Raw genomic sequence first — 19,731 nt, 5'->3', positions numbered from 1 at the left:
ATCTCACCCTCTCATTAGCCGATCCATTGATGATAAATCGTTCTCGCTTTCGCAATATCATTTGTCCCATGTACAAGCGCTCTGCCATCTTTGAATAAAACGAGCTTGTACTCATCCTTCTGACACGAAAGCAAATAAGGATTTTCCAGCACATCCATTCCTGCTTTCTTTAGCTGACGGGCTACTTCATGCAGCGCCGGGGGTGCCCCTAGTGCACTGCGAATTTGGACGGTATTTCGTCCACATAATACATCTGCTTTTGCTCTTTGATCATATGAGAGAAATGGGTATGTCTTAAGACCGCAGCTTGGACATTGTTTCTTTTTTAAAGACGTAACGGATCGAATATCAGATCGCTCGTTTGTCCATAAATCAAACGATCTTAATACCGGCGTGATGTGGTGTCCTGTTAAAAGCTTCAGTGCATCCGCCACTTGATAGGCCGCAACCTGCTGGACAACTGGACTAATAATTCCTGCTGTATCACATGTCATGCCTTGTGCAGGTAAATGCTCAAGCAGGCAGTGTAAACATGGTGTTTCACCAGGAATCACTGTGAATTGAATACCGTAGCTTGCTACACAGGCTCCGTAAAGGAACGGAATTTGATGTTTGACGGCTGCATCGTTCGCAATCATTCTCACCTCAAAATTATCCGCTGCATCCACGATGATGGATGCCCCGCTGACGTACTCATCAATATTTTGAGCGGTCACGTCAATGACGATTCCTCTCACATGAACGTCACTGTTCACCTGCTTGAGTCTTTTCTCAGCAGCCACAGCCTTTGGCAGCCGATCAAGAACATCTTGTTCTGTGTATAGCTGCTGACGCTGCAGGTTGCTCCATTCAATATAATCTCTATCCAAAATGGTGACAGACCCTACGCCGGCACGAACGAGCATTTCGGCACTAGCTGTTCCAAGTGCCCCAGCCCCAATAATGACGGCCTTTGAGGCATGTAGCCGTTTTTGTCCTTCCTCTCCAATAGGCCTAAAAAGCTCTTGGCGTGAATAACGTGTGCTCAAAATGCTGGCATTCCTTCCTGCGGACTGCTGGCTGTTCCATAGTTTTTGAGTGGAATACGGCCTGCCTCGAACCCGAGTCTTCCAGATTCAATCGCCAGCTTCATCGCTTTAGCCATTTTCACAGGGTCCTTTGCGCCAGACACGGCTGTATTCAGTAATACAGCATCAGCGCCCAATTCCATCGCATAAGCAGCATCCTTCGGAGAACCAACACCCGCATCAATAATAACTGGCACCTTTGCCTGTTCGATAATAAACGATAGATTCAGAGGGTTTAAAAGCCCTTGACCTGATCCAATTGGAGAAGCACCTGGCATAATGGCATGGACACCAAGTTCTTCTAATTTCCTTGCCAGCACCACATCATCTGACGTATATGGCAGCACGATAAAACCTTCTTCTAATAGCATTTCAGATGCTTTTAACGTTTCGACTGGATCTGGCAGAAGAGACCTTGAACAGCCAATGACTTCTACTTTGATCATGTCACACAGTCCAGAAGCTTTCGCTAAACGGGCAATCCGCACCGCTTCTTCCGCTGTACTTGCCCCGGCAGTATTTGGCAGCAATGTATAGGCTGATAAATCAAGCTGCTCTAAAAAATTGGGCTGTGATGGTTCAAATATGTTCATTCTTCGCACAGCAAAGGTCAAAATTTCAGCTTCTGATACGTTGACCGCCTCTTTTTGAACTTCAAATGATGGATACTTTCCTGTCCCTAGTAATAGTCTTGATGTAAATGTTTTTCCGCCAATGCGCAGCATGGTGTCATCCTCCTCCTACAAAGTGAACGATTTCAATCGTGTCATTTGATTGAATTTTTACCTGTTGATAGGCTTCTTTATCTATAATTTCTTGGTTCTTTTCAACGATCACCACTCGGTTTTCAAGTTGATAGGCTGATAGCAGATCAAAAATCGTGCCATTTTCCTTATCGAAATCAACCATTCTTCCATTCAATTGAATTTTCATACGAACAATGCCTCCTTTCGCCCAATACGAAACGCATGAAGCCATTCCTTATTCACAGACTCGCCTACTATCAAGCCGCGAATGATTTCCCCCGTAATCGGCGCAAGTAAAATGCCATTTCGGTAATGTCCCGTTGCAAAAAGAATACGCTCGTCTTCCGGATGTTTTCCGATATAGGGGTGCCGGTCGCTTGTCGCTGGCCGAAGACCTGCCCAGCATTGATCAATCGGCATCTCTCGAATAGAAGGCATGAGCTGAGATGCTTTGTGAATAACTGCTTCAATACCGCCAAGTGTCGGAACGGCCTGCCAGTCATTCGGTTTCATCGTTGCACCAATTACTAGCTTACCGCTATCCCTTTGAACGATATAACAATGATCATGATAGATGGTGTGTGCAAGCGCTGGACCGTTATTCCAAACAGACACGCATTCTCCTTTTACTGGATAGAGAGAATGTGATAACCCCAGTTCTTCCAAAAAACGGCCTGACCATACACCACTTGCTACAGTCAGATGATCACATGTGAAGATGCCTTTGGCTGTACTGACTGTCAAAGTTTCTTTTCCCCTCTTCACATCGATAACGGGGGTAAACTCCTTCACATCCGCTCCGTGCCGAATAGCCGCCTGCCAAAAAGCCCTGCATACCGCATATGGCTCGACATGTACATCATCTGCTATCAAGCCTGCTCCTACGATGTCATCTGCAATTTGAGGCATACGTTCTTTTACGCTGCTTGCTTCAAGCCATTCAAATGTGGGCAAATGCTGCATCCGGCAAAGCGCTCGCTTTTCTTGTTCTGTAAAAGCCACCTTCATAATTCCGCCCACTGATGTCCGAATATCAATGCCCGATTCACGCTGAAGGTCGACCGTTAATTTTTCATATAAAGCCTGACTTTGTCTGCCTACTTGAAAGAAAATATCTTCATCACCTTCTCCTTCAGCATGTGCACCCAGCATGCCAGCAGCCGCACTCGTCGTTTGCTTCCCGATCTCATTTGCCTCAAATAAGACAATCTGCTTTCCTGCTTTTGCAAGGTGATAAGCGATCGACATCCCTATGATTCCACCACCAATGATTGCAACATCATAATGCTTGTTCATAAGGATTCTCCTTTCGCTTTTTAGAAAATATTTGCGCCATTTTGCGCGGCTGAGGATGAGCAAAAATCCCCGACATGACGGCTATTCCCTTTAAATCAACATGCATCAATTCTGGCAGTCGTTCTGGTGTGATTCCACCAATGACAACGACTGGAATGGACAGCGAAGAAGTCATGTCTTCCACAATCTTTATGCCTCTCGCCTGAAGACCGGGTTTGCATGCGGTATCATACACATGTCCAAACATGACATACTCTGCCCCGTTCTTCTCTGCTGCTTTGGCTTCTTCTATCGAATGAACCGATACCCCCGCATGGAGGTGAGGAAATTTTTGTCTTAATTCCTTTGGCGAAAAGCTGTGTCCTGGAAGATGAACCCGGTGAATATTGGTCAGCAGCGCAACGTCAACTCGGTCATTTATAATCAGCTTTTCTTTCGGAACACCTTCTGCTAGGAGTTGTTTCACGAGGTGAACCAGCTCACCTGCTGCCTTCGATCGTTCACGAATATGAATAAAGTCTACTTCAGACGCAATGTTCTTTATTTGCTTGATGAGCTCCCTGACAGGAAGCGTATCATTTGTCACTGCATGAAGTTCCATTTGCACCAACCCCATCTAAGCATGCTGTCTGCCACATTTCTTTTTCATACGCCATTTCCCAGAAATGGTATTCGTAATAGCTCGAAATCACGAAATTTTCTTTCATATTAGCCCGCACATGTTCTGGCGCTTTTTCTGCAAGTTCATCAAAACGGTTCACCTGTTCAAAAACAAGCTCTTTAAACCAATCCCCGCCATATGTCAAAATCCATTCTTGATAAATCGGATGGTCTGGTGTTGTTTGTTTCAGTTTTTCTCCTACCTCATAATAAAGCCAGTAGCACGGCAATAATGCGGCTAAAATTTCTTCAAAACGACCGCTTTTCACAGATCGGTACATATGCGAGGTATATGCATAAGCAGTTGGAGAAGGTTTAAAGTTTGCCAGCGCTTCATCAGAAATCTGGAGCAGTTCTGTGAACTTTCTATGCAGTGATAGCTCTGCTTCATACGTACCCTGCGCATGATATGCCATTCTGCCTGTCGTATGTAAGTCCTCACTAATGGCGGCTCCATACGATTGTACTTTTGCAAAATGAGTTAAATAGTACGAATCCTGCATCACATAATAAGTGAAACGATCGAGTGAAAGTGTGCCATCACCAATCCCTTTCACAAAAGGGTGTGTAAAGCTCCCATTCCACCATCTAGCTGCTGCTTCTTTACATTCGTTCGAAAATGTCATGTTCCTCTCCTCCTGTTTTTCCATATAAAAAAACCACTTTCCGCGTGGAAAGTGGTTTGGAATTTGTAAAAAGCATAGTCAAACACCGCACCACTTCCCTACGCAGGTATGAACCTGTTCAGGTAATGAGGGTCTAAAAGTCTACACTTTTATCTCAGCCCTTTTAAAGGACTCCCCTAGTGGATCAAACATATATTGTTGTACCTCTATCTTAATCAGGATTTGTTCATCGGTCAAGGGTTCATTGCAACTCTAATTGGGCTCTAAGTCCTGCCACATACTCCCGGGAGCCAGACACAAGCACGCGGTCACCGCTTCTAAGCGTCGTATCCCCATGCGGTACTAAGCTGTCAATTCCTCTAAAAATACGGACAAACACCAAATCGCCGGTAAAAGGAAATTCCCTCAGCATGACATTATGATACCGATGATTGTTCATTTGAATTTGATACAAAGAAGAATCCTCATTTGTTAACAAGCGAATCGCATCAGGTGCTTCAATCAATGCCCTCAGCACCGTTTTAGATGATAAGAAGTTAGAAAAGGTATCGATCCCTGCTTCTTTTAAAGTCAGCTCCGCTTCCGCTTTGTTAACACTTGCAATGACTTGTTTAGACCCTTCTTCTTTTGCAAATAAAGCAATTTCCTTATTTTTCGTTTCACTGCCTGTAGCCACAACGAGCACATCCTCTTGCCCAATGCCAGCCTGCCTGAGCGTATCATCGTCATATTGTTCAATCGCTTCAACTTCAAAGATGGAGTCAGCAAGCAAGGCTTCTTTATTTTCCTGAAAGACGTGTAAAATACGGATGTCATATTCATCCTGATGCAAATCAAGCGTCACAGGTAACGTCAGCTGATTCGCTCCAATAAACGTCACACGCTTTTTATGATTGGTTTCACGTTCTTGTTTAAATAACGCCTTAAACCAAACAGGCGTTAAAACACTCGTGAGCACAGCGACTAGAATAAGGGCTCCTGACATTTTATGATCAATGACACCAAGCCGCTCACCAATCGTTGCAGCAGCAATGACAAGGGATAACGTCGAGGTTAATAAAAAACCAGAACCGATGACTTTTTTCATGTCATACCATTTTTTTAAATAAAGAATCGGAACGAGTTTACTAAGCAATAATGCGATAAACAGCAGCGGAATCATGATCATGATGGTTGGATCTTTAAAGAGTGACCATATATTCAGGTCCACACCGACCATCACAAAAAAGATCGGAATTAAAAATCCATAGCCAAACGAGTCCAGCTGCTGTACGAGCTCTTTATTAGGTGAAAGAAGAGACACAAGCACACCTGCTAAAAAAGCCCCAAGAATATTTTCAGCACCGAGTGATTCAGATAAGGCAACTAAGACTATAATGAGAGTAAAGATGGCTCTTGTCCCAATTTGCACCGTTCCTTTTGACATGGACTGAAAAATGGACTTTGTCTTAAATACCCGGCCAAATAAATAAAGAAGAATACCTGCCGCAAATAATAATAAGAGCAACCACATGTTCCCTGTTCCATCGCCATAAATGGAGGAAAACACAGCAAGTAAAATCATTGTCACCAAATCAGCAATGACGGCTACAAGCAAAATGATTTGACCAATATTCGTCTGCATCAACTTTTCCTCTTTTAAGGTAGGAACCACGACACCCAATGAGATGGTGGAAATAATAAGCGTCATTAAAAAGGCATTTTGAATAAATCCTGCAAGGACAAACGCATAAGACAGGATAAAGGACATACAAAATACGCCAACAAAAATAATGGTCGCTGTTTTAAATGTATTCGGTTCTTTTAAACCATTTGGTAGTTCTCGCGCTTTCTTCTTTGATTCAAAAGAAGAAAAATCTATTTCAAGTCCACTTAAAAACATAAGAAAAATAAAACCTAGCATGGATAACGTATCTAGCCATGCGTCGTGTTCAACAACTAGTTGAAGACCGCTTTTTCCAATGATGAGCCCCATGATGATTTCAGCGACAACGACCGGGATGGTCAGCTTAAATCGGTGCAATAAAATGGGGGTGAAAAAGGCTACAATAATAACGACAACGAGTGATGAAACAGATGTATGCTCCATTGGCTAAAGCCTCCTAACATTCATGTTTAATTTTTAAGTTTTACGTTAAAGCATTGATTCTAACAATTGCGCAAATGAAATGAAAGCCATTCGTTATATTTTCTAAAATTCAAACTTCTTTATATCCGATCAATGGATGAAAAAATCAGGAGGAACCTTTATGAAATTCGATATCATCGGCGATATCCACGGCTGCTACGAAGAGCTGCTTACCCTCATACACAAACTAGGATACGAACTCAAACATGGACTACCTGTCCACCCTGATAAGAGAACACTGGCCCTTGTTGGTGATTTAACAGACCGCGGCCCTCGATCAGTTGCCGTCATGCAATTTGTCATACACGCCTATTCTAAGGACGCAATCCGCTATGTGCCTGGTAACCATTGTTTTAAGCTGTATCGCTATTTGAAAGGAAATCCCGTAAAATTACTGCATGGCATTGAAACAACAGTGAATGAAATCAAAAACCTGCCGCATGATGAACAAACCATTTTATCACGTGAATTTAAACATTTATTTGAAAAGGCACCGCTTTATGATGTACTGATTCCGAATGAACTGATCATTGCACACGCAGCGATGAAGGAAAAGGATATTGGCAAAAAACCGAACAAACAGATGAGGTCTTATCTATTATTTGGAGCAGTCACCGGAGAAACATGGCCAGACGGTCGACCTGTCAGGAAGGACTGGGCAAAGGAATATCACGGAAAACCATGGATTGTGTACGGGCATACACCCGTAAAAGAACCAAGATTTATCGGTAGAACGGTTAACATTGATACAGGCTGCGTCTTTGGCCACAAGCTCTCTGCCCTTAGATATCCAGAGCTTGAGACAGTATCTGTTCCTTCATCTATGCCATATGATGATTCAAGATTTCAGCATTTCACGCAATAAAAAACCCGGTCCACCATGACAGGTGACCGGGTTTACTTGTTTACTGAAGCAATAATGTCATATCATCCGGCAAAGGAGCCGAAAAGGTCATGGACTCCCCTGTTATCGGATGTGGAAAAACAAGGGTTTCACTATGAAGTGCCTGCCTGCCTATTCTCTCGCTTGTTCCACCATATAGCGTATCTCCAACAAGCGGATGACCAAGGAATTGCATGTGAACACGAATTTGATGAGTTCTTCCCGTTTCAAGGGTAAGGGACACATCAGACATATCTAAATAAGTATGTACCGCCCGCACCGAATAATGTGTTACGGCTTCCTGACCAGATTCATCCACCATTCGTTCAATAATGCTGTCCCCTTTTCGAGCAATTTTTGCTCTAATTGTTCCTTCCTTTTGCGTGATCATGCCATGTGTAATGGCTCTATACGTTCGCTTGACTTCCCCTTTTTTCTGCGCCTTTGATAAAAGGCTGTGTGCAAAGCGATGTTTAGCGACTAACATGACACCAGAAGTATCACGATCAAGACGGTTCACCAAGTGGACAGTCAGTCGAACGGACTGCTCAGCATAATGGTGAAGCACCCCATTTGCAATACTATACTCAGGGTGCTCTCGAGAAGGAATCGATGGGATATACGGCTTTTTATTCAGCACAAGCACGTGCTCGTCCTCAAATAAAATATCAAGCGGAATGACCGCAGGTTTTAGCCCTTCACTCACTTTTTCCTCGGGAAATAAAATGGTGAGCCTGTCTCCCTCGCGCAGCTCATATCTCACGGTCACATGCTCTCCATTAATCAGAAGGTCACCGCCATCAAATTTAATATCTGTCAGCATTCGTTTTGAAATGCCAAGATCGATTAAGTAGTCCTTCAGCAGCCTGCCTTCTTCTTTGGCTGATATGGTTTTGTTTATCTTAAAGTATTCCAGCGAGAACAACCTCTTTCTTATTCTCCTTTGCCGATAAAGGAATCTTGCACCCTTTTCCAAAACGGAAATGGTCTAAATCGGGCAAACCGGACATTCTCGTCTGCCACTCGGCATTGAATGGATTTCACATCTTTATGCAGCAGCGACAAATGATCTATCGTCACCTGAAAATCCACATCATTAATCGGTTTGATCACACACGTATGGTGGTCCGGCAAAATGAGCGGCGAACCGACCGTTCTAAACACTCTGTTGTTGATTGAAGCCATTTCTGCCAGCTGGATCGCCCTAATGGATGGGTGAATAATAGCCCCGCCAAGTGCCTTATTATAGGCTGTACTGCCAGATGGTGTAGACAAACAAAGACCATCTCCTCTGAATGTTTCAAAAAGCTGACCCCTAATCTCAACATCTGCCACAAGTGTACCTTCCATACTTTTAATCGTACATTCATTCATTGCTAAATATTTTTCTTCCCTGCCCCCATCGTTGTACCTGACGATGACTTCAAGAATCGGATATTCCACAATATGATAAGGCGTTTTGGCAATGGCTAACACAAGCTTTTCAATTTCACTCGGTACCCAGTCCGCATAAAAACCAAGATGGCCTGTATGTACACCGACAAAAGCGGTTTCGTTCAGACGGTTGCTATACCGGTGAAAAGCGTATAAAAGGGTTCCGTCTCCGCCAACTGTAATGACGAGATCGGGTTCCTCTTCATTTAATTCCATTCCAAAATCCAATAAGTAGGTCTGTATTTTATTTTTAAGTGTGTCAGATACAGAATTCCCTTTCGAAGAAACTGCAAATTTCATGAATTCTTCTCCTTTTCCACCTTGCTGCGACGAGAAAGCAGCATCATATTTGATCAAGCTTAGGCTCAGCTATCGTTTTTCTTTTTCCGGGAAAATGCCACTTGCGCTTCTTGAATTTCCCCTCTGATTTCAGACATCTCATCATCAAGAAGAGATGCTGCCTCAGAAGCTCTTTGAAGGCGCTGCTTGACCTTCTCCGGGATATTCCCGCTATATTTATAATTCAGAGAATGCTCGATGGTCGCCCAAAAATTCATGGCTAATGTACGGATTTGGATTTCGACGAGGAGCTGCTTCTCTCCATTGATCGTTTGCAGCGGATATAACACAACAAGGTGGTACGAGCGGTATCCGCTTTCTTTATGTTCTGCAATATAGTCGCGTTTATCTACAACCACGAAATCTTTTCGTGACTGGAGCATTTTCTTGACGACTTGTATATCTTCTACAAATTGGCACATAATGCGAAGCCCTGCAATATCCTGCATCGTTTCTATCTCATGCATCGGGATGTTTTTACGCTTTGCCTTTTCCAATATGCTGGCAACGGGTTTCACTCGGCCAGTGACAAATTCTACTGGTGAATGGTCATCCTCAAATTCATACAGTTTTCGAATGCCTTTTAGTTTCACTTTTAATTCTTCGACTGCTTGCTTATATGGTGCGAGGAATTGATCCCATTGTTTTTTGTCCATGAAACTTCCCCCAATTCCAAATACCTAATTATTTCAGAGGAATGTGCTCTTCACTTTCTCTTCCATATCTCCGTAATTGGCATTGTCTTTAATATTGTCGATTAAATAGTTTAATTCCTGATGAAGTTGAATGAGTTCTAGCGTTTGCTCTTCCGCCGCCAAATAGACAGGGATTTCACGATTCATTGCTTCTTTTAATGGAGCCCATGTATGTTCTCCTAAAATAAGATACGTAAAAGACTCCTCAGTCTCAAGTATGTAAACGAACGCAAAGTGATCAGAATCAACAAGCATTTGTCCTGATGCTTTTGCTTTTTGAATTTGCTCATCTGACTGGACCGTCAAGATCAGCCTGTCTTCTTTTACAGTTGCTTCTGTGATTTCAATTCTGTTTTGCATCATGATCTCCTTTACAACAAAGTACAGCTTTATTTTATCATATCAAGTTCAATATTGATAAACCGAACTTTTTGAGAAAATTTGATTTCTCCATTTCGTTGTTCATTTTGCCTCATTTAGCATCTATATACGTCTCTTTTTAAGGTAAATAAGAAAAAAAGAAGCTTTTCATGTACAATAATCATATTTCCTCTAAATGAAAGGTTGATGTCAAAATGGCACAGGAAATTGAGATAGAACTAAAACAATTATTAATGAAAGAAGAATTTGAACAGCTAAAAGATTATTTTCAATTAAAGGACGAGGACTTCCACACTCAAACCAACTATTATTTTGATACACCTCAATTTGATATAAAATCCAAATTCGCTGCATTACGAATGAGAGAAAAAGGCGGGCAGTGGGTCCTCACATTAAAGGAACCGCATGAGATCGGCCTTTTGGAAACTCACCAAACGATCGATCCTCCCGCAAGTCTTGAACATTTCCACCTGCCTGAAGGTGAAGTGGCAGACAGATTAGTACACCTTCACATTCAAAAGGATCAAATCGTGTATTTTGGTTCACTGGAAACGTCAAGAGCAGAAAAAATGATCAAAGAAGGCTTAATTGTTTTGGATCACAGCCGATATTTAACAGTAGAGGACTATGAACTTGAATTTGAAGTGAGCGATTTAGACATTGGACAAGCCGCTTTCACAGCATTGCTTCAGCTATTTCAAATCCCACCAAGACACACGAAAAACAAAGTCGTACGTTTTTATGAAGAAAAAATGAAAACAAAAGAATAGATGAATTCCTTGAAGGAGGAACATGATGAACGTCAATCAACTTCAATCCTTTATGCAGCTTCAATCACTCAAAACGTTACAATCTGATAACGGACAAACACAACTCACAGCTGGACAAGAATCAAGCGCTGAGACTTCATTCCAGTCGCTGTTGCAAGATTTTTTAGGCGGATCAGAATTATCTCGTCTCCCGCTTTCCATTTCTGCTTTCATGGGATCGGACCCATCAACGTCTCCGAACACGCAATATGCACGCATGAATCCATATTTATCTGCGATAGCGGGCAGTGAACAGCTTCAATCTCAGTCTCTTTATGCAAATGACAGCCAATTGAATACCGCAAATGGTATTGGAAACGTCTTAAATAACAGCTACACACCGCCGCTTCAAAAAGCTGTTTCAGGCTCTTCATCAAAAGAGATTAATCAGATCGTCTCACAAATGGCTCAAAAGCACGGAGTTCCAGAAAAGCTGATCCACGCAGTGATCAAGCAAGAATCCGGTTATCGCACGAATGCTGTCAGCCATGCAGGTGCACTTGGACTGATGCAGCTTATGCCGTCTACTGCTAAATCACTTGGCGTGAACAATGCCTTTGATGCAGCCCAAAACATTGAAGGCGGAACGAAGTATTTAAAACAAATGCTGCAAAAATATAATGGAAATGTCTCACTTGCCTTAGCCGCTTATAACGCAGGCTCAGGGAATGTAGATAAGTACGGAGGCATTCCTCCATTTAAAGAAACACAAAATTATGTAAAGAAAATCACAGCTCAATATTTCGCCTAAACCGAAGAGAATAACCTCTTCGGTTTTTTGTATGTCGCTTTTCACCCTTTTTTGACTGAATGTGTTATGATATGGTCAATTGAACACGGACCCTGTCTCCCTCACTATTCCCAAAGGACCAAAGCGGTTTGTTTGTGGAATTGAGTAGAGGTTGTTAAAATAAGTATACAAGAATAGAAACAACAAAATAGAACAAACTGAATATCACTTTTGAAATACATGAAATTCGCAATAGGGTGAGCCATCCTATTAGCTACGAGTTAAAGGAGTAGTCAACATGGTACAATCGTTTAACGCACCTTACGAAGCGGTTGGAGAGGAACTTCTATCGCAACTTGTTGATACTTTTTATGAAAATGTAAAGTGTCATCCTTTGCTTCATCCTATTTTCCCGGATGACTTAAAAGAAACAGCAAGAAAACAAAAACAGTTCTTAACTCAATATTTAGGCGGACCGCCGCTTTATACTGAGGAGCATGGTCACCCAATGCTACGGGCGAGACATCTCCCTTTTCCGATTACTGAGGAGCGGGCGGACGCATGGCTTGAATGCATGGAGGATGCAATGGATCAAGTAGGACTAACCGGCGATATTCGTGACTTTTTATTTGAGCGGCTGTCTTTGACGGCTCGTCACATGGTCAACCAAATACCTGAAAAGGACGGACGATCTTGAGCTGCAATCCGCATGAGCAATATTTCTCACATTGTCACGGACATCCTCAAAAGCCGATTGAAATCTATGTATTCATTGATCCTCTCAGCCCGGACTGCTGGTTATTAGAGCCATCAATTAAAAAGTTAAAAATGAAATATGGCCGTTTCTTCACTTTACGAACGGTTACAAGTTCTAGTATTAATGCTTTGAACCGGAAACGAAAAAAACATTTACTAACCGAAGCGTGGGGGAAATTTGCCACGAAAACTCAGACCAAAAAAGAACAAATGCTGTCTGAACAAATTGTGACATCACCTTATCTCGCCTCTCTTGCATTAAAAGCAGCTGAACTTCAGGGCAGAAAATGCGGAATGAAATTTTTACGACTCATTCAAGAATCGCTTTTTTGCCATCAGCAGGACGTCACCAGTGAACAAGTCTTGCTAGAAAATGCAAAAACGGCTGGACTGGACATTGAAGAGTTCCAGCGAGATATCAATTCTCAAAGTGCTGTCAAAGCGCTCCAATGTGATATGAAAATCGCAGCTGAAATGGATGTGTCTGAGCTTCCCACTTTCGCCTTTTTTAATACGATAAATGGTGAAGAAGGATTAAAGATTTCAGGTGCATATTCTTATGATATTTACGAGGAAATTCTCTTTGAAATGATTGGCGAAAAACCAACACCTTCAGAACGACCGCCAATTGAATGGTTTATCGCTTACTTTCAATTTGCATCAGCAAAAGAAATTGCCGTTGTATATGACCTGACACTTGAAGAAGTTGAACGCGAGATGAAAAAACTCGCATTTGCTAAAAAGGTAGAACGTGTACAAGTACATCAAGAAATGTTTTGGCGTTATACAGAAGGAGACAATCATTCAGATCTTGATGTCTACCGCTGTGAGAATGAACATGGGTGCTGACCCATGTTTTTTTCTTCACTCCCAAAGGAACACTTGTTCTATTTATAAGTACGAAGAAACCGCGCCGGGATAAGCGCGGTTTCACTATGTCTTAACGACAACAAAGGGGATGGGAGAAATTTTTCACGGTCAAACAAAGGGGTAATGTTTGTATGTGATTAATTTCACATCTGTAGTATATCAAATTTTGTCGACTTATGACAACCGATATACTATATGTTCATATTTTTGTCACAAAACATAAGAGGACTGTCACTTTCATATAGTGAAAGTAACAAAAAAATGGGGGGATCTGCATGCGCAGCACAACCATCGGACTTGTTGCCATTGGCTTATGTTTCTGTTTAAATATATTAGGCTTAATGAAGATGCTGCCTCTTTACCTGACATCTCCACTCCTATTCGCTTCCATTCTCTTTACACTCTATCGAATGAATCACCGAAAAACCTTCAAAGGATTTAAAGCGTAATCATTGAATGTACAAACCTCGTTCATATAGACGAGGTCTAGCGTGTAGGCAAACCCTCGCATTCGGTGTCAGTCCTGCAAAGGTTTTCTATCACGCTAAAAAGAAGTCAAAGGGCTAAAATTAAGTTCATTTTAGCCCTTTGTCAACAATCTGGTCTTTTTATTTCAAGAAAAAACTCCTGCCAAAAGGTGAGTTTGCACTCACACATCTGACAGAAGTCTTCTCGTTACTCACCAGTCTTTGAGATGAGCTCTTCCATTTCCTTTAATTTTTCTTCAAACAATTGACATGCTGCCTCAATTGGCTCTTTCGATGCCATATCTACACCAGCTTTTTTCAGCACGTTGATTGGATAGTCAGAGCTTCCTGCTTTAAGGAAGTCTGTATAGCGCTCCACCGCAGGTTTCCCTTCTTCTAAAATTTGTTTACTTAATGCCTGAGCCGCACTATAGCCTGTCGCATATTGATACACATAATAGTTGTAATAGAAATGCGGAATTCGCGTCCATTCTAATCCGATTTCCTTATCCACAACCATACCGTCGCCAAAATACTTCTTATTCAGGTCGTAATACAGGTTCGTCATAAACTCTGGCGTTAATGCCTCCCCTTCTTGCGCTTTCACATGAATCAGGTGCTCGAACTCTGCAAACATCGTTTGTCTGAATACCGTCCCTCTAAATCCTTCTAACAAATGATTGAGCACATACAAGCGCTGCTTTTTGTCCTCTAAATGATTCAGTAAGTATTCACCTAGTAATGCTTCATTTGTTGTAGAAGCTACTTCCGCTACAAAAATACTGTAGTTTCCGTACGGATATGGCTGATGCTTTCTTGTATAGTAGCTATGAACAGAGTGACCAAATTCATGAGCCAGTGTAAATAAATTATCAATATTATTTTGCCAGTTCATTAAGATATAAGGATTCGTACCATAGCTTCCAGAAGAATACGCACCGCTTCGTTTCCCTTTATTCTCATAAACGTCTACCCAGCGATTTTCGAGTCCCTCTTTTAATACCGAAACATATTCTTCTCCTAATGGCGCTAACCCTTTCAGCATATAATCCTTTGCTTCATCATAGGTCAGCTTCATGCCAGCATCTTTTACTAATGGTGTATACAAGTCATAATTGTGCACTTCATCAAGCTTTAATACCTTTTTACGCAATTCAATGTAGCGGTGTAATAACGGTAAATATTGATGAACTGTATCAATTAGATTGTCATACACTTCTTCAGGAATACTGTTGCGTGATAACGCTGCTTCTCTTGCAGATTTGTAATGACGTACTTTCGCATAAAAATTATCCTTTTTAATCGAGCCACTGAGTGTAGACGCCAAAGTATTCTTATATTGATCATACGTTTTATAAACGGCTTTAAAAGCATTCTTTCTCACTTCACGATCATCACTGTTTAAAAAGGTAATGAAGTTGCCATGAGTAATTTTCTTTTCTTCTCCATTTTCATCCTTAACAGAAGGGAACGAAATATCTGCATTATTAAACATACTAAACGTAGTGGATGATGTTGATAAAGGTTCAGAGGCTTCAGCTAATAAAGCTTCTTGCTCCTCACTTAAAATATGCGGACGCTCTTTGTTAATTTCTTCGAGAGCGTGAGAATAAAGTTTTAATTCTTCTTTTTCCAAAATAAATTGCTGCAACTTATCTTCTTGAATAGATAAAATTTCCGGAACAATATAGGCAGATGTACTAGACAGCTGTGTAAATAAATTGGATGCTTTATCATTTAAAGCCTGAAATGATGAATTTGTTGTATCTTCATCGTATTTCATGTGCGCATATGTATAAAGCTTGCCAAGTTTTTCAGAAAGTTGATCCTGAAATGTTAGGGCTTCATACAAGACATCAGCAGAATGGGCCAGCTTGCCTTTAAATTGGGCGAGCTTCGGAATTTCTTTTTTTACAGCTTCGAATTCCTTATTCCAAGAATCGACACTTTCAAAAATATCTTCAAGGCGCCATTTGTTTTCTTCTTTTACTTCGCTTCTGTCTGGTAAATGATTGTTGTTATTTTGTGAAGTCATATGAATCCCCCTTGCATGAGTTGTGTTGAACCAACCTTTCGGAAAGTGAAAGAAATTGGTGTTGTATTTATCTTCTTTGTTTTGAACTATATTTGTCAAATCATATGCAGAAATAAATACCAAACAAACTAAAAAAATGAGAAAAAAGCGTTTCTTTCTATTCAATAGCAGCACCACCTTTTTCTTATCATGATCAAAGTGGGCATGAAACATGCTAATGAAATAAGAAAGCATCTCGTTTTATCGCTTCATCTGCTGTTTGTATAGGCTTTTGATTCGACGTTACTTGATAATTACCCTCTTTCGTCATGTATAAAAACCCTAGATTCACAAGCGCCCGTACATATGAAATGATCACCCCTTTGATTTCTTCTATTGTGACATTGGCATATCGGAGCTTCACTTCTTTATTCTGGACACATCGCTTAATTTCTTTTAAAAGTAGATGAATGGTCACTTGTTCTTTTCCCTTTCTAACCATCCAATCATAAAGACATCCTTGCCACACATAAACAGGGCTTGAAAAGATATATGCTTCTGTCAGGGGGATAAATAATTCTGTCGGTAGAAATGGCCATGCTGTTTGATGATGCTCATAAAAAATGGTTCTTAAACGCTTGCTTTCATTTGCTAAAATGCGGGGTGGCCGCTCCCTAAATTGCCGAATACACTTGAGCCACTCTTTATACAATTGATGATTGCTCGAGGAAACAGATAAGAGTGCTGGTAGTTGGCGATAAGCTGAAGGCGGTCTAACGGTCATTGAGGCACATATTTTCGTTGGCTGAAACACGAGAAGTTGATCCAGGTGGATGAATCTATTTTGGATCGGACAATAAAAAATGAGTCTCCTATTCTTTGACTGCCTTAAAATTCCCCAATGAATGGAGGAGAATGAAAAGAGTTGGCCAGCCATTCGTTTTAAACGATTCGCCCCTATGATCCATATAGGATAGAGCCCCGCAGCATGGAGACCTTCCGTTCGTTTATATAGCTCTTTCCACGAAATATTTGCACATTGAAATTCGATGGCATAGCTTTTATTTTCTATAGCAACGGTCACATCAGGGCGCTGCTGAATGTTTGAAACATATTTCTCTAGTAACGGCTCATATCCAAGCTGCGTGAGCCAATCCTTAAGAGCCATTTTCCCTGCCTGATGATAAGCTGTTTCACCGGTGGACGCTAATGGACATGCCGAGAGCTGTTTATGTGCAAAATGATGGACACGATGCTCACCTAGCTTTAATAGAACCTCCTGCCTACATTCAGGACAGTAAAATTTGCACGTAGCTCTTACATGCTCTAGCCGCCTTTTAGTCAGATGTTGTGTGATGCGAACCAGCTTGCCATTCTCCATGATCGCTGCATTCATATATTTCGCCCCTTGCTCTTTGATGACCGTATTATAGCTTTTTCTCTCACAAGAAAGCGAATATCGAAAATGAACTTTTACCGTGTCAAAACACGATTTCAACCTGCTTTCCCTTAGTAAAATCAAAAATCCCCCTTTTAGAAAAGGGGGAAATACAATTTTTATAAAAGTGGTGATAACAATCTTGCTGTTGATTCAAACAGCCTCACCCTCAAAGGTCTCTTCGCAAATTCTTCTGGAACAATTTCATGCGACTGCTCTAAATCACCTAAGAAATCGTTGACCAGCTTCTCTGTGCTTTTTGTTTTATAGAGGAAAGCATTCACTTCAAAGTTCAGATGAAAACTTCTCATATCCATATTTGCTGTACCAATTGATGCTAGCTCACTATCCACAATGATAAACTTGCTATGCATAAAGCCTTGATCATATTCGTATACCTTCGCACCTGCTTCTAAAAGTTCGGGGAAGTATGAACGGGACGCATGAAATACGATGCGTTTATCTGGATTTTTCGGCGCAATGATTCGCACATCGACTCCGCTCAACGCAGCAATTTTCAGTGCGGACAAAATATCATCATCAGGTACAAAATAAGGTGAAGCAATCCAAATTGATTTTTTGGCGGAGATAATCATGGAGAAAAAAAGATTTTTAATGACTTCCCACTGTTTATCAGGACCACCCGCAATCATTTGTACGCCTTCTGCTCGACTCTCCATATGGCTGAAATCTTTAAAATAATCCACACCCGAGCACCTTTCGTTGGTCATGTAATACCAATCCTGCATAAAAATCTGCTGCAAATCACGAACGGCCTCACCTTTAATCATCAGGTGTGTATCACGCCAAAATCCATATTGTCTGCTTCTACCCATATATTCGTCCCCAATGTTAAGTCCTCCGACAAATCCTACTTCTCCATCAATCACCACGATTTTCCGGTGATTTCGGAAATTGATTTTATTATTTAATAAGGGCAGTCTCACTGGTAAAAACGGAACGATCTGCACGCCAGCCTTTTCTAAGTCAGCAATATATTGACGGGAGAGTTTTAGGCTGCCTACATCATCATATAAAAAGCGGACAATCACACCATTTTTTGCTTTCTCGATTAAAATGTCCTTTAATTCTTGTCCCAGATCATCATGACGGAGAATATAATATTCTAGATGAATGTGATGTGTTGCTTTTTTGATCTCTTCAAAAATATGAGAGAACGTTTCTTCTCCATTGGTCAGAACTTTAGAGGATGTGCGATACGTAATAGGGGTATGTCCAAGTCTGTGGGCCAGCTTAAATAAGAGCTGCTGATGGTCACCCATATGAGTCATTTTTTCAATTGCTTCTCTGTGGATACGTTCATCTTCCTGGACAAGCTGTTCATCCAGTACCGCTTTCTTTTCAAAAAGTCTGCGCTTTTTAATATTGCGTCCAAAGAAAATATAAAACAAAAACCCGAAAAGCGGAAAGCTCCCAAGCAGCACAAGCCACGTAATCGTTTGAGAGGGATTTCTGTTTTCTAAGAAAATGACAAACCCGATGAAGATAATCGATAAAGTGAATAGAACACTGACGGAACTTAATACACTTACCGCTAGATCACCGGCAAAAATTTGGATAATCAAATAAGCACCTATCGTAATGATAAGAAAAAATAGAACTTTGACTACATTTCTCATTTCATTTTCTCCTTGCCGATCACTTTATTTACTTTTTCATTCAGATAAAAAAGTCGATTCCTCTATAGAAATCGACTTTTGGTTGTTACGAGAAGTGCTGTTGAATCGTTTCAAGCGCATTCTCTTTGACAATCAGCTGACCGTATTCTTGCAGTCTGTAGATGCTGACCACTGATTCATGAGCATATTCAAGCAGAATACTAAGCTTATTCTCCACCTGCTCATCTGACAAATCCTCGTGGAAGTCAACATATAGATAATAACGGTTTTCAAACGAATATAAACTTGTCGTAAAATCCTGCATATTTAATTGAGAAAGTGCAATCAAATCTTCAAAGTCATCCATTTTCAATACGAACTGAAGTTGAAGTTTTTTGTCCTTCTCATTATGATCTTCTTGATCTTGCTCTTCTTTATGAAAATCATCAAGCAGAGCATCTAAACTTTCTTCATCTGTTTGATCTTTTTTATCTTCTGGAATCGGCAATTCGAGCTTTTGTCCATCTTTAGAAAGTTGGGCTTTTGTCACGACAATTTCAAGACCTTTATCAAGTGCCTGTACTTGAATCCAAAGTGGTCCCTCTACTGCAAATTCTTCTTCTTCGTGCACTTCGTCCATCACTTCCCAGAACAGCTCTTCACTGCGCTCACGATTATACCAAATCTCTTCACGGTCAAAACCGCGATCTTCAATATCACCGTAGGAAATATAAAATTTGACTGTATGTTCATTTATTCTTTCGATTTCCATT

At 41.1% G+C, this 19,731-nt stretch carries 21 protein-coding genes and 1 riboswitch; of the genes, 6 read left to right on the top strand and 15 right to left on the bottom strand.

Annotated features, from left to right (window positions below):
* Nucleotides 1-14: 14 nt before the first annotated feature.
* The 7 genes from NSQ17_RS05935 to NSQ17_RS05905 form a co-directional block, all read right to left on the bottom strand.
* Complete coding sequence (locus NSQ17_RS05935; RefSeq protein WP_024720132.1) at nucleotides 15-1,028, bottom strand: thiazole biosynthesis adenylyltransferase ThiF; 1,014 nt, start codon at nucleotides 1,026-1,028, stop codon at nucleotides 15-17.
* Nucleotides 1,025-1,792, bottom strand: a complete 768-nt coding sequence (locus NSQ17_RS05930; RefSeq protein WP_007498979.1) for a thiazole synthase — start codon at nucleotides 1,790-1,792, stop codon at nucleotides 1,025-1,027. The genes NSQ17_RS05935 and NSQ17_RS05930 overlap by 4 nt, the downstream gene beginning before the upstream one ends.
* 4 nt (nucleotides 1,793-1,796) lie before the next feature.
* Nucleotides 1,797-2,000, bottom strand: coding sequence for a sulfur carrier protein ThiS (thiS, locus tag NSQ17_RS05925; protein ID WP_008348442.1), 204 nt, complete (start codon nucleotides 1,998-2,000; stop codon nucleotides 1,797-1,799).
* Nucleotides 1,997-3,109 carry a glycine oxidase ThiO gene (gene thiO / locus NSQ17_RS05920; protein ID WP_326377828.1) on the bottom strand — a complete coding sequence of 371 codons (1,113 nt, stop codon included), beginning with the start codon at nucleotides 3,107-3,109 and terminating at the stop codon, nucleotides 1,997-1,999. The genes thiS and thiO overlap by 4 nt, the downstream gene beginning before the upstream one ends.
* Nucleotides 3,093-3,710, bottom strand: coding sequence for a thiazole tautomerase TenI (gene tenI / locus NSQ17_RS05915; protein WP_277519217.1), 618 nt, complete (start codon nucleotides 3,708-3,710; stop codon nucleotides 3,093-3,095). Before tenI ends, thiO begins: the two co-directional genes overlap by 17 nt.
* The gene (tenA, locus tag NSQ17_RS05910) at nucleotides 3,685-4,395 is read right to left on the bottom strand and encodes a thiaminase II (RefSeq protein ID WP_342467946.1); all 711 of its coding nucleotides are present in this window, start codon (nucleotides 4,393-4,395) and stop codon (nucleotides 3,685-3,687) included. The genes tenI and tenA overlap by 26 nt, the downstream gene beginning before the upstream one ends.
* 78 nt (nucleotides 4,396-4,473) lie before the next feature.
* A riboswitch (TPP riboswitch) is annotated at nucleotides 4,474-4,583 on the bottom strand.
* Nucleotides 4,584-4,636: 53 nt separating this feature from the next.
* Nucleotides 4,637-6,484: a monovalent cation:proton antiporter family protein gene (locus tag NSQ17_RS05905; RefSeq protein ID WP_007498989.1), complete on the bottom strand. Its 1,848-nt coding sequence runs from the start codon at nucleotides 6,482-6,484 to the stop codon at nucleotides 4,637-4,639.
* A gap of 160 nt (nucleotides 6,485-6,644) precedes the next feature.
* Between NSQ17_RS05905 and prpE the strand changes: the two genes are divergently transcribed.
* Nucleotides 6,645-7,388 carry a bis(5'-nucleosyl)-tetraphosphatase PrpE gene (gene prpE, locus NSQ17_RS05900; RefSeq protein WP_342467945.1) on the top strand — a complete coding sequence of 248 codons (744 nt, stop codon included), beginning with the start codon at nucleotides 6,645-6,647 and terminating at the stop codon, nucleotides 7,386-7,388.
* A 40-nt stretch (nucleotides 7,389-7,428) separates the two neighbouring features.
* Here prpE and NSQ17_RS05895 read toward each other — a convergent pair whose 3' ends face one another.
* The 4 genes from NSQ17_RS05895 to NSQ17_RS05880 all read right to left on the bottom strand — a co-directional run bounded on the left by NSQ17_RS05895 (nucleotide 7,429) and on the right by NSQ17_RS05880 (nucleotide 10,234).
* A complete protein-coding gene (locus NSQ17_RS05895; RefSeq protein ID WP_342468088.1) occupies nucleotides 7,429-8,322 on the bottom strand; it encodes an RluA family pseudouridine synthase in 894 nt (297 codons plus the stop codon).
* Between the two features lie 17 nt (nucleotides 8,323-8,339).
* A complete protein-coding gene (locus tag NSQ17_RS05890) occupies nucleotides 8,340-9,140 on the bottom strand; it encodes an NAD kinase (protein WP_008355343.1) in 801 nt (266 codons plus the stop codon).
* Between the two features lie 65 nt (nucleotides 9,141-9,205).
* Nucleotides 9,206-9,835: a GTP pyrophosphokinase family protein gene (locus tag NSQ17_RS05885; RefSeq protein WP_008348457.1), complete on the bottom strand. Its 630-nt coding sequence runs from the start codon at nucleotides 9,833-9,835 to the stop codon at nucleotides 9,206-9,208.
* Nucleotides 9,836-9,868: 33 nt separating this feature from the next.
* Nucleotides 9,869-10,234, bottom strand: a complete 366-nt coding sequence (locus NSQ17_RS05880; protein WP_342468087.1) for a hypothetical protein — start codon at nucleotides 10,232-10,234, stop codon at nucleotides 9,869-9,871.
* Nucleotides 10,235-10,449: 215 nt separating this feature from the next.
* On the opposite strand from NSQ17_RS05880, the gene NSQ17_RS05875 reads away from it, so the two are divergent.
* From NSQ17_RS05875 to NSQ17_RS05855, 5 genes are all read left to right on the top strand, one after another.
* The gene (locus tag NSQ17_RS05875; protein ID WP_178897166.1) at nucleotides 10,450-11,025 is read left to right on the top strand and encodes a CYTH domain-containing protein; all 576 of its coding nucleotides are present in this window, start codon (nucleotides 10,450-10,452) and stop codon (nucleotides 11,023-11,025) included.
* Nucleotides 11,026-11,050: 25 nt separating this feature from the next.
* Complete coding sequence (locus tag NSQ17_RS05870) at nucleotides 11,051-11,815, top strand: lytic transglycosylase domain-containing protein (RefSeq protein ID WP_342468086.1); 765 nt, start codon at nucleotides 11,051-11,053, stop codon at nucleotides 11,813-11,815.
* 277 nt (nucleotides 11,816-12,092) lie between these two features.
* Nucleotides 12,093-12,491: a thiol management oxidoreductase gene (locus NSQ17_RS05865; RefSeq protein ID WP_007499001.1), complete on the top strand. Its 399-nt coding sequence runs from the start codon at nucleotides 12,093-12,095 to the stop codon at nucleotides 12,489-12,491.
* Nucleotides 12,488-13,399, top strand: coding sequence for a ClpXP adapter SpxH family protein (locus NSQ17_RS05860; RefSeq protein ID WP_342467944.1), 912 nt, complete (start codon nucleotides 12,488-12,490; stop codon nucleotides 13,397-13,399). The genes NSQ17_RS05865 and NSQ17_RS05860 overlap by 4 nt, the downstream gene beginning before the upstream one ends.
* A 296-nt stretch (nucleotides 13,400-13,695) precedes the next feature.
* Entirely contained in the window at nucleotides 13,696-13,869 is a 174-nt protein-coding gene (locus tag NSQ17_RS05855) for a hypothetical protein (RefSeq protein ID WP_008348466.1), read from the top strand.
* Nucleotides 13,870-14,095: 226 nt separating this feature from the next.
* Here NSQ17_RS05855 and pepF read toward each other — a convergent pair whose 3' ends face one another.
* From pepF to mecA, 4 genes are all read right to left on the bottom strand, one after another.
* Nucleotides 14,096-15,922: an oligoendopeptidase F gene (pepF, locus tag NSQ17_RS05850; RefSeq protein ID WP_282706805.1), complete on the bottom strand. Its 1,827-nt coding sequence runs from the start codon at nucleotides 15,920-15,922 to the stop codon at nucleotides 14,096-14,098.
* Between the two features lie 214 nt (nucleotides 15,923-16,136).
* Nucleotides 16,137-17,297, bottom strand: coding sequence for a competence protein CoiA family protein (locus NSQ17_RS05845; protein ID WP_024720123.1), 1,161 nt, complete (start codon nucleotides 17,295-17,297; stop codon nucleotides 16,137-16,139).
* Between the two features lie 161 nt (nucleotides 17,298-17,458).
* Complete coding sequence (cls, locus tag NSQ17_RS05840; RefSeq protein ID WP_024720122.1) at nucleotides 17,459-18,979, bottom strand: cardiolipin synthase; 1,521 nt, start codon at nucleotides 18,977-18,979, stop codon at nucleotides 17,459-17,461.
* 85 nt (nucleotides 18,980-19,064) lie between these two features.
* Entirely contained in the window at nucleotides 19,065-19,730 is a 666-nt protein-coding gene (gene mecA / locus NSQ17_RS05835) for an adaptor protein MecA (protein WP_008348474.1), read from the bottom strand.
* Nucleotide 19,731: the final 1 nt, after the last annotated feature.

The sequence above is a fragment of the Bacillus sp. FSL W8-0629 genome (assembly GCF_038593225.1).
GTDB lineage: Bacteria > Bacillota > Bacilli > Bacillales > Bacillaceae > Bacillus > Bacillus altitudinis.
This window is presented reverse-complemented; position numbering and strand designations above follow the sequence as displayed.

Excerpts from the sequence above, each read along its gene's own strand:
- NSQ17_RS05930 (WP_007498979.1), bottom strand. The coding sequence starts at position 1,792 with ATGCTGCGCATTGGCGGAAAAACATTTACATCAAGACTATTACTAGGG.
- thiS (WP_008348442.1), bottom strand. The coding sequence starts at position 2,000 with ATGAAAATTCAATTGAATGGAAGAATGGTTGATTTCGATAAGGAAAAT.
- thiO (WP_326377828.1), bottom strand. The coding sequence starts at position 3,109 with ATGAACAAGCATTATGATGTTGCAATCATTGGTGGTGGAATCATAGGG.
- tenI (WP_277519217.1), bottom strand. The coding sequence starts at position 3,710 with ATGGAACTTCATGCAGTGACAAATGATACGCTTCCTGTCAGGGAGCTC.
- tenA (WP_342467946.1), bottom strand. The coding sequence starts at position 4,395 with ATGACATTTTCGAACGAATGTAAAGAAGCAGCAGCTAGATGGTGGAAT.
- NSQ17_RS05905 (WP_007498989.1), bottom strand. The coding sequence starts at position 6,484 with ATGGAGCATACATCTGTTTCATCACTCGTTGTCGTTATTATTGTAGCC.
- prpE (WP_342467945.1), top strand. The coding sequence starts at position 6,645 with ATGAAATTCGATATCATCGGCGATATCCACGGCTGCTACGAAGAGCTG.
- NSQ17_RS05890 (WP_008355343.1), bottom strand. The coding sequence starts at position 9,140 with ATGAAATTTGCAGTTTCTTCGAAAGGGAATTCTGTATCTGACACACTT.
- NSQ17_RS05885 (WP_008348457.1), bottom strand. The coding sequence starts at position 9,835 with ATGGACAAAAAACAATGGGATCAATTCCTCGCACCATATAAGCAAGCA.
- NSQ17_RS05880 (WP_342468087.1), bottom strand. The coding sequence starts at position 10,234 with ATGCAAAACAGAATTGAAATCACAGAAGCAACTGTAAAAGAAGACAGG.
- NSQ17_RS05875 (WP_178897166.1), top strand. The coding sequence starts at position 10,450 with ATGGCACAGGAAATTGAGATAGAACTAAAACAATTATTAATGAAAGAA.
- NSQ17_RS05870 (WP_342468086.1), top strand. The coding sequence starts at position 11,051 with ATGAACGTCAATCAACTTCAATCCTTTATGCAGCTTCAATCACTCAAA.
- NSQ17_RS05865 (WP_007499001.1), top strand. The coding sequence starts at position 12,093 with ATGGTACAATCGTTTAACGCACCTTACGAAGCGGTTGGAGAGGAACTT.
- NSQ17_RS05855 (WP_008348466.1), top strand. The coding sequence starts at position 13,696 with ATGCGCAGCACAACCATCGGACTTGTTGCCATTGGCTTATGTTTCTGT.
- pepF (WP_282706805.1), bottom strand. The coding sequence starts at position 15,922 with ATGACTTCACAAAATAACAACAATCATTTACCAGACAGAAGCGAAGTA.
- NSQ17_RS05845 (WP_024720123.1), bottom strand. The coding sequence starts at position 17,297 with ATGAATGCAGCGATCATGGAGAATGGCAAGCTGGTTCGCATCACACAA.
- cls (WP_024720122.1), bottom strand. The coding sequence starts at position 18,979 with ATGAGAAATGTAGTCAAAGTTCTATTTTTTCTTATCATTACGATAGGT.
- mecA (WP_008348474.1), bottom strand. The coding sequence starts at position 19,730 with ATGGAAATCGAAAGAATAAATGAACATACAGTCAAATTTTATATTTCC.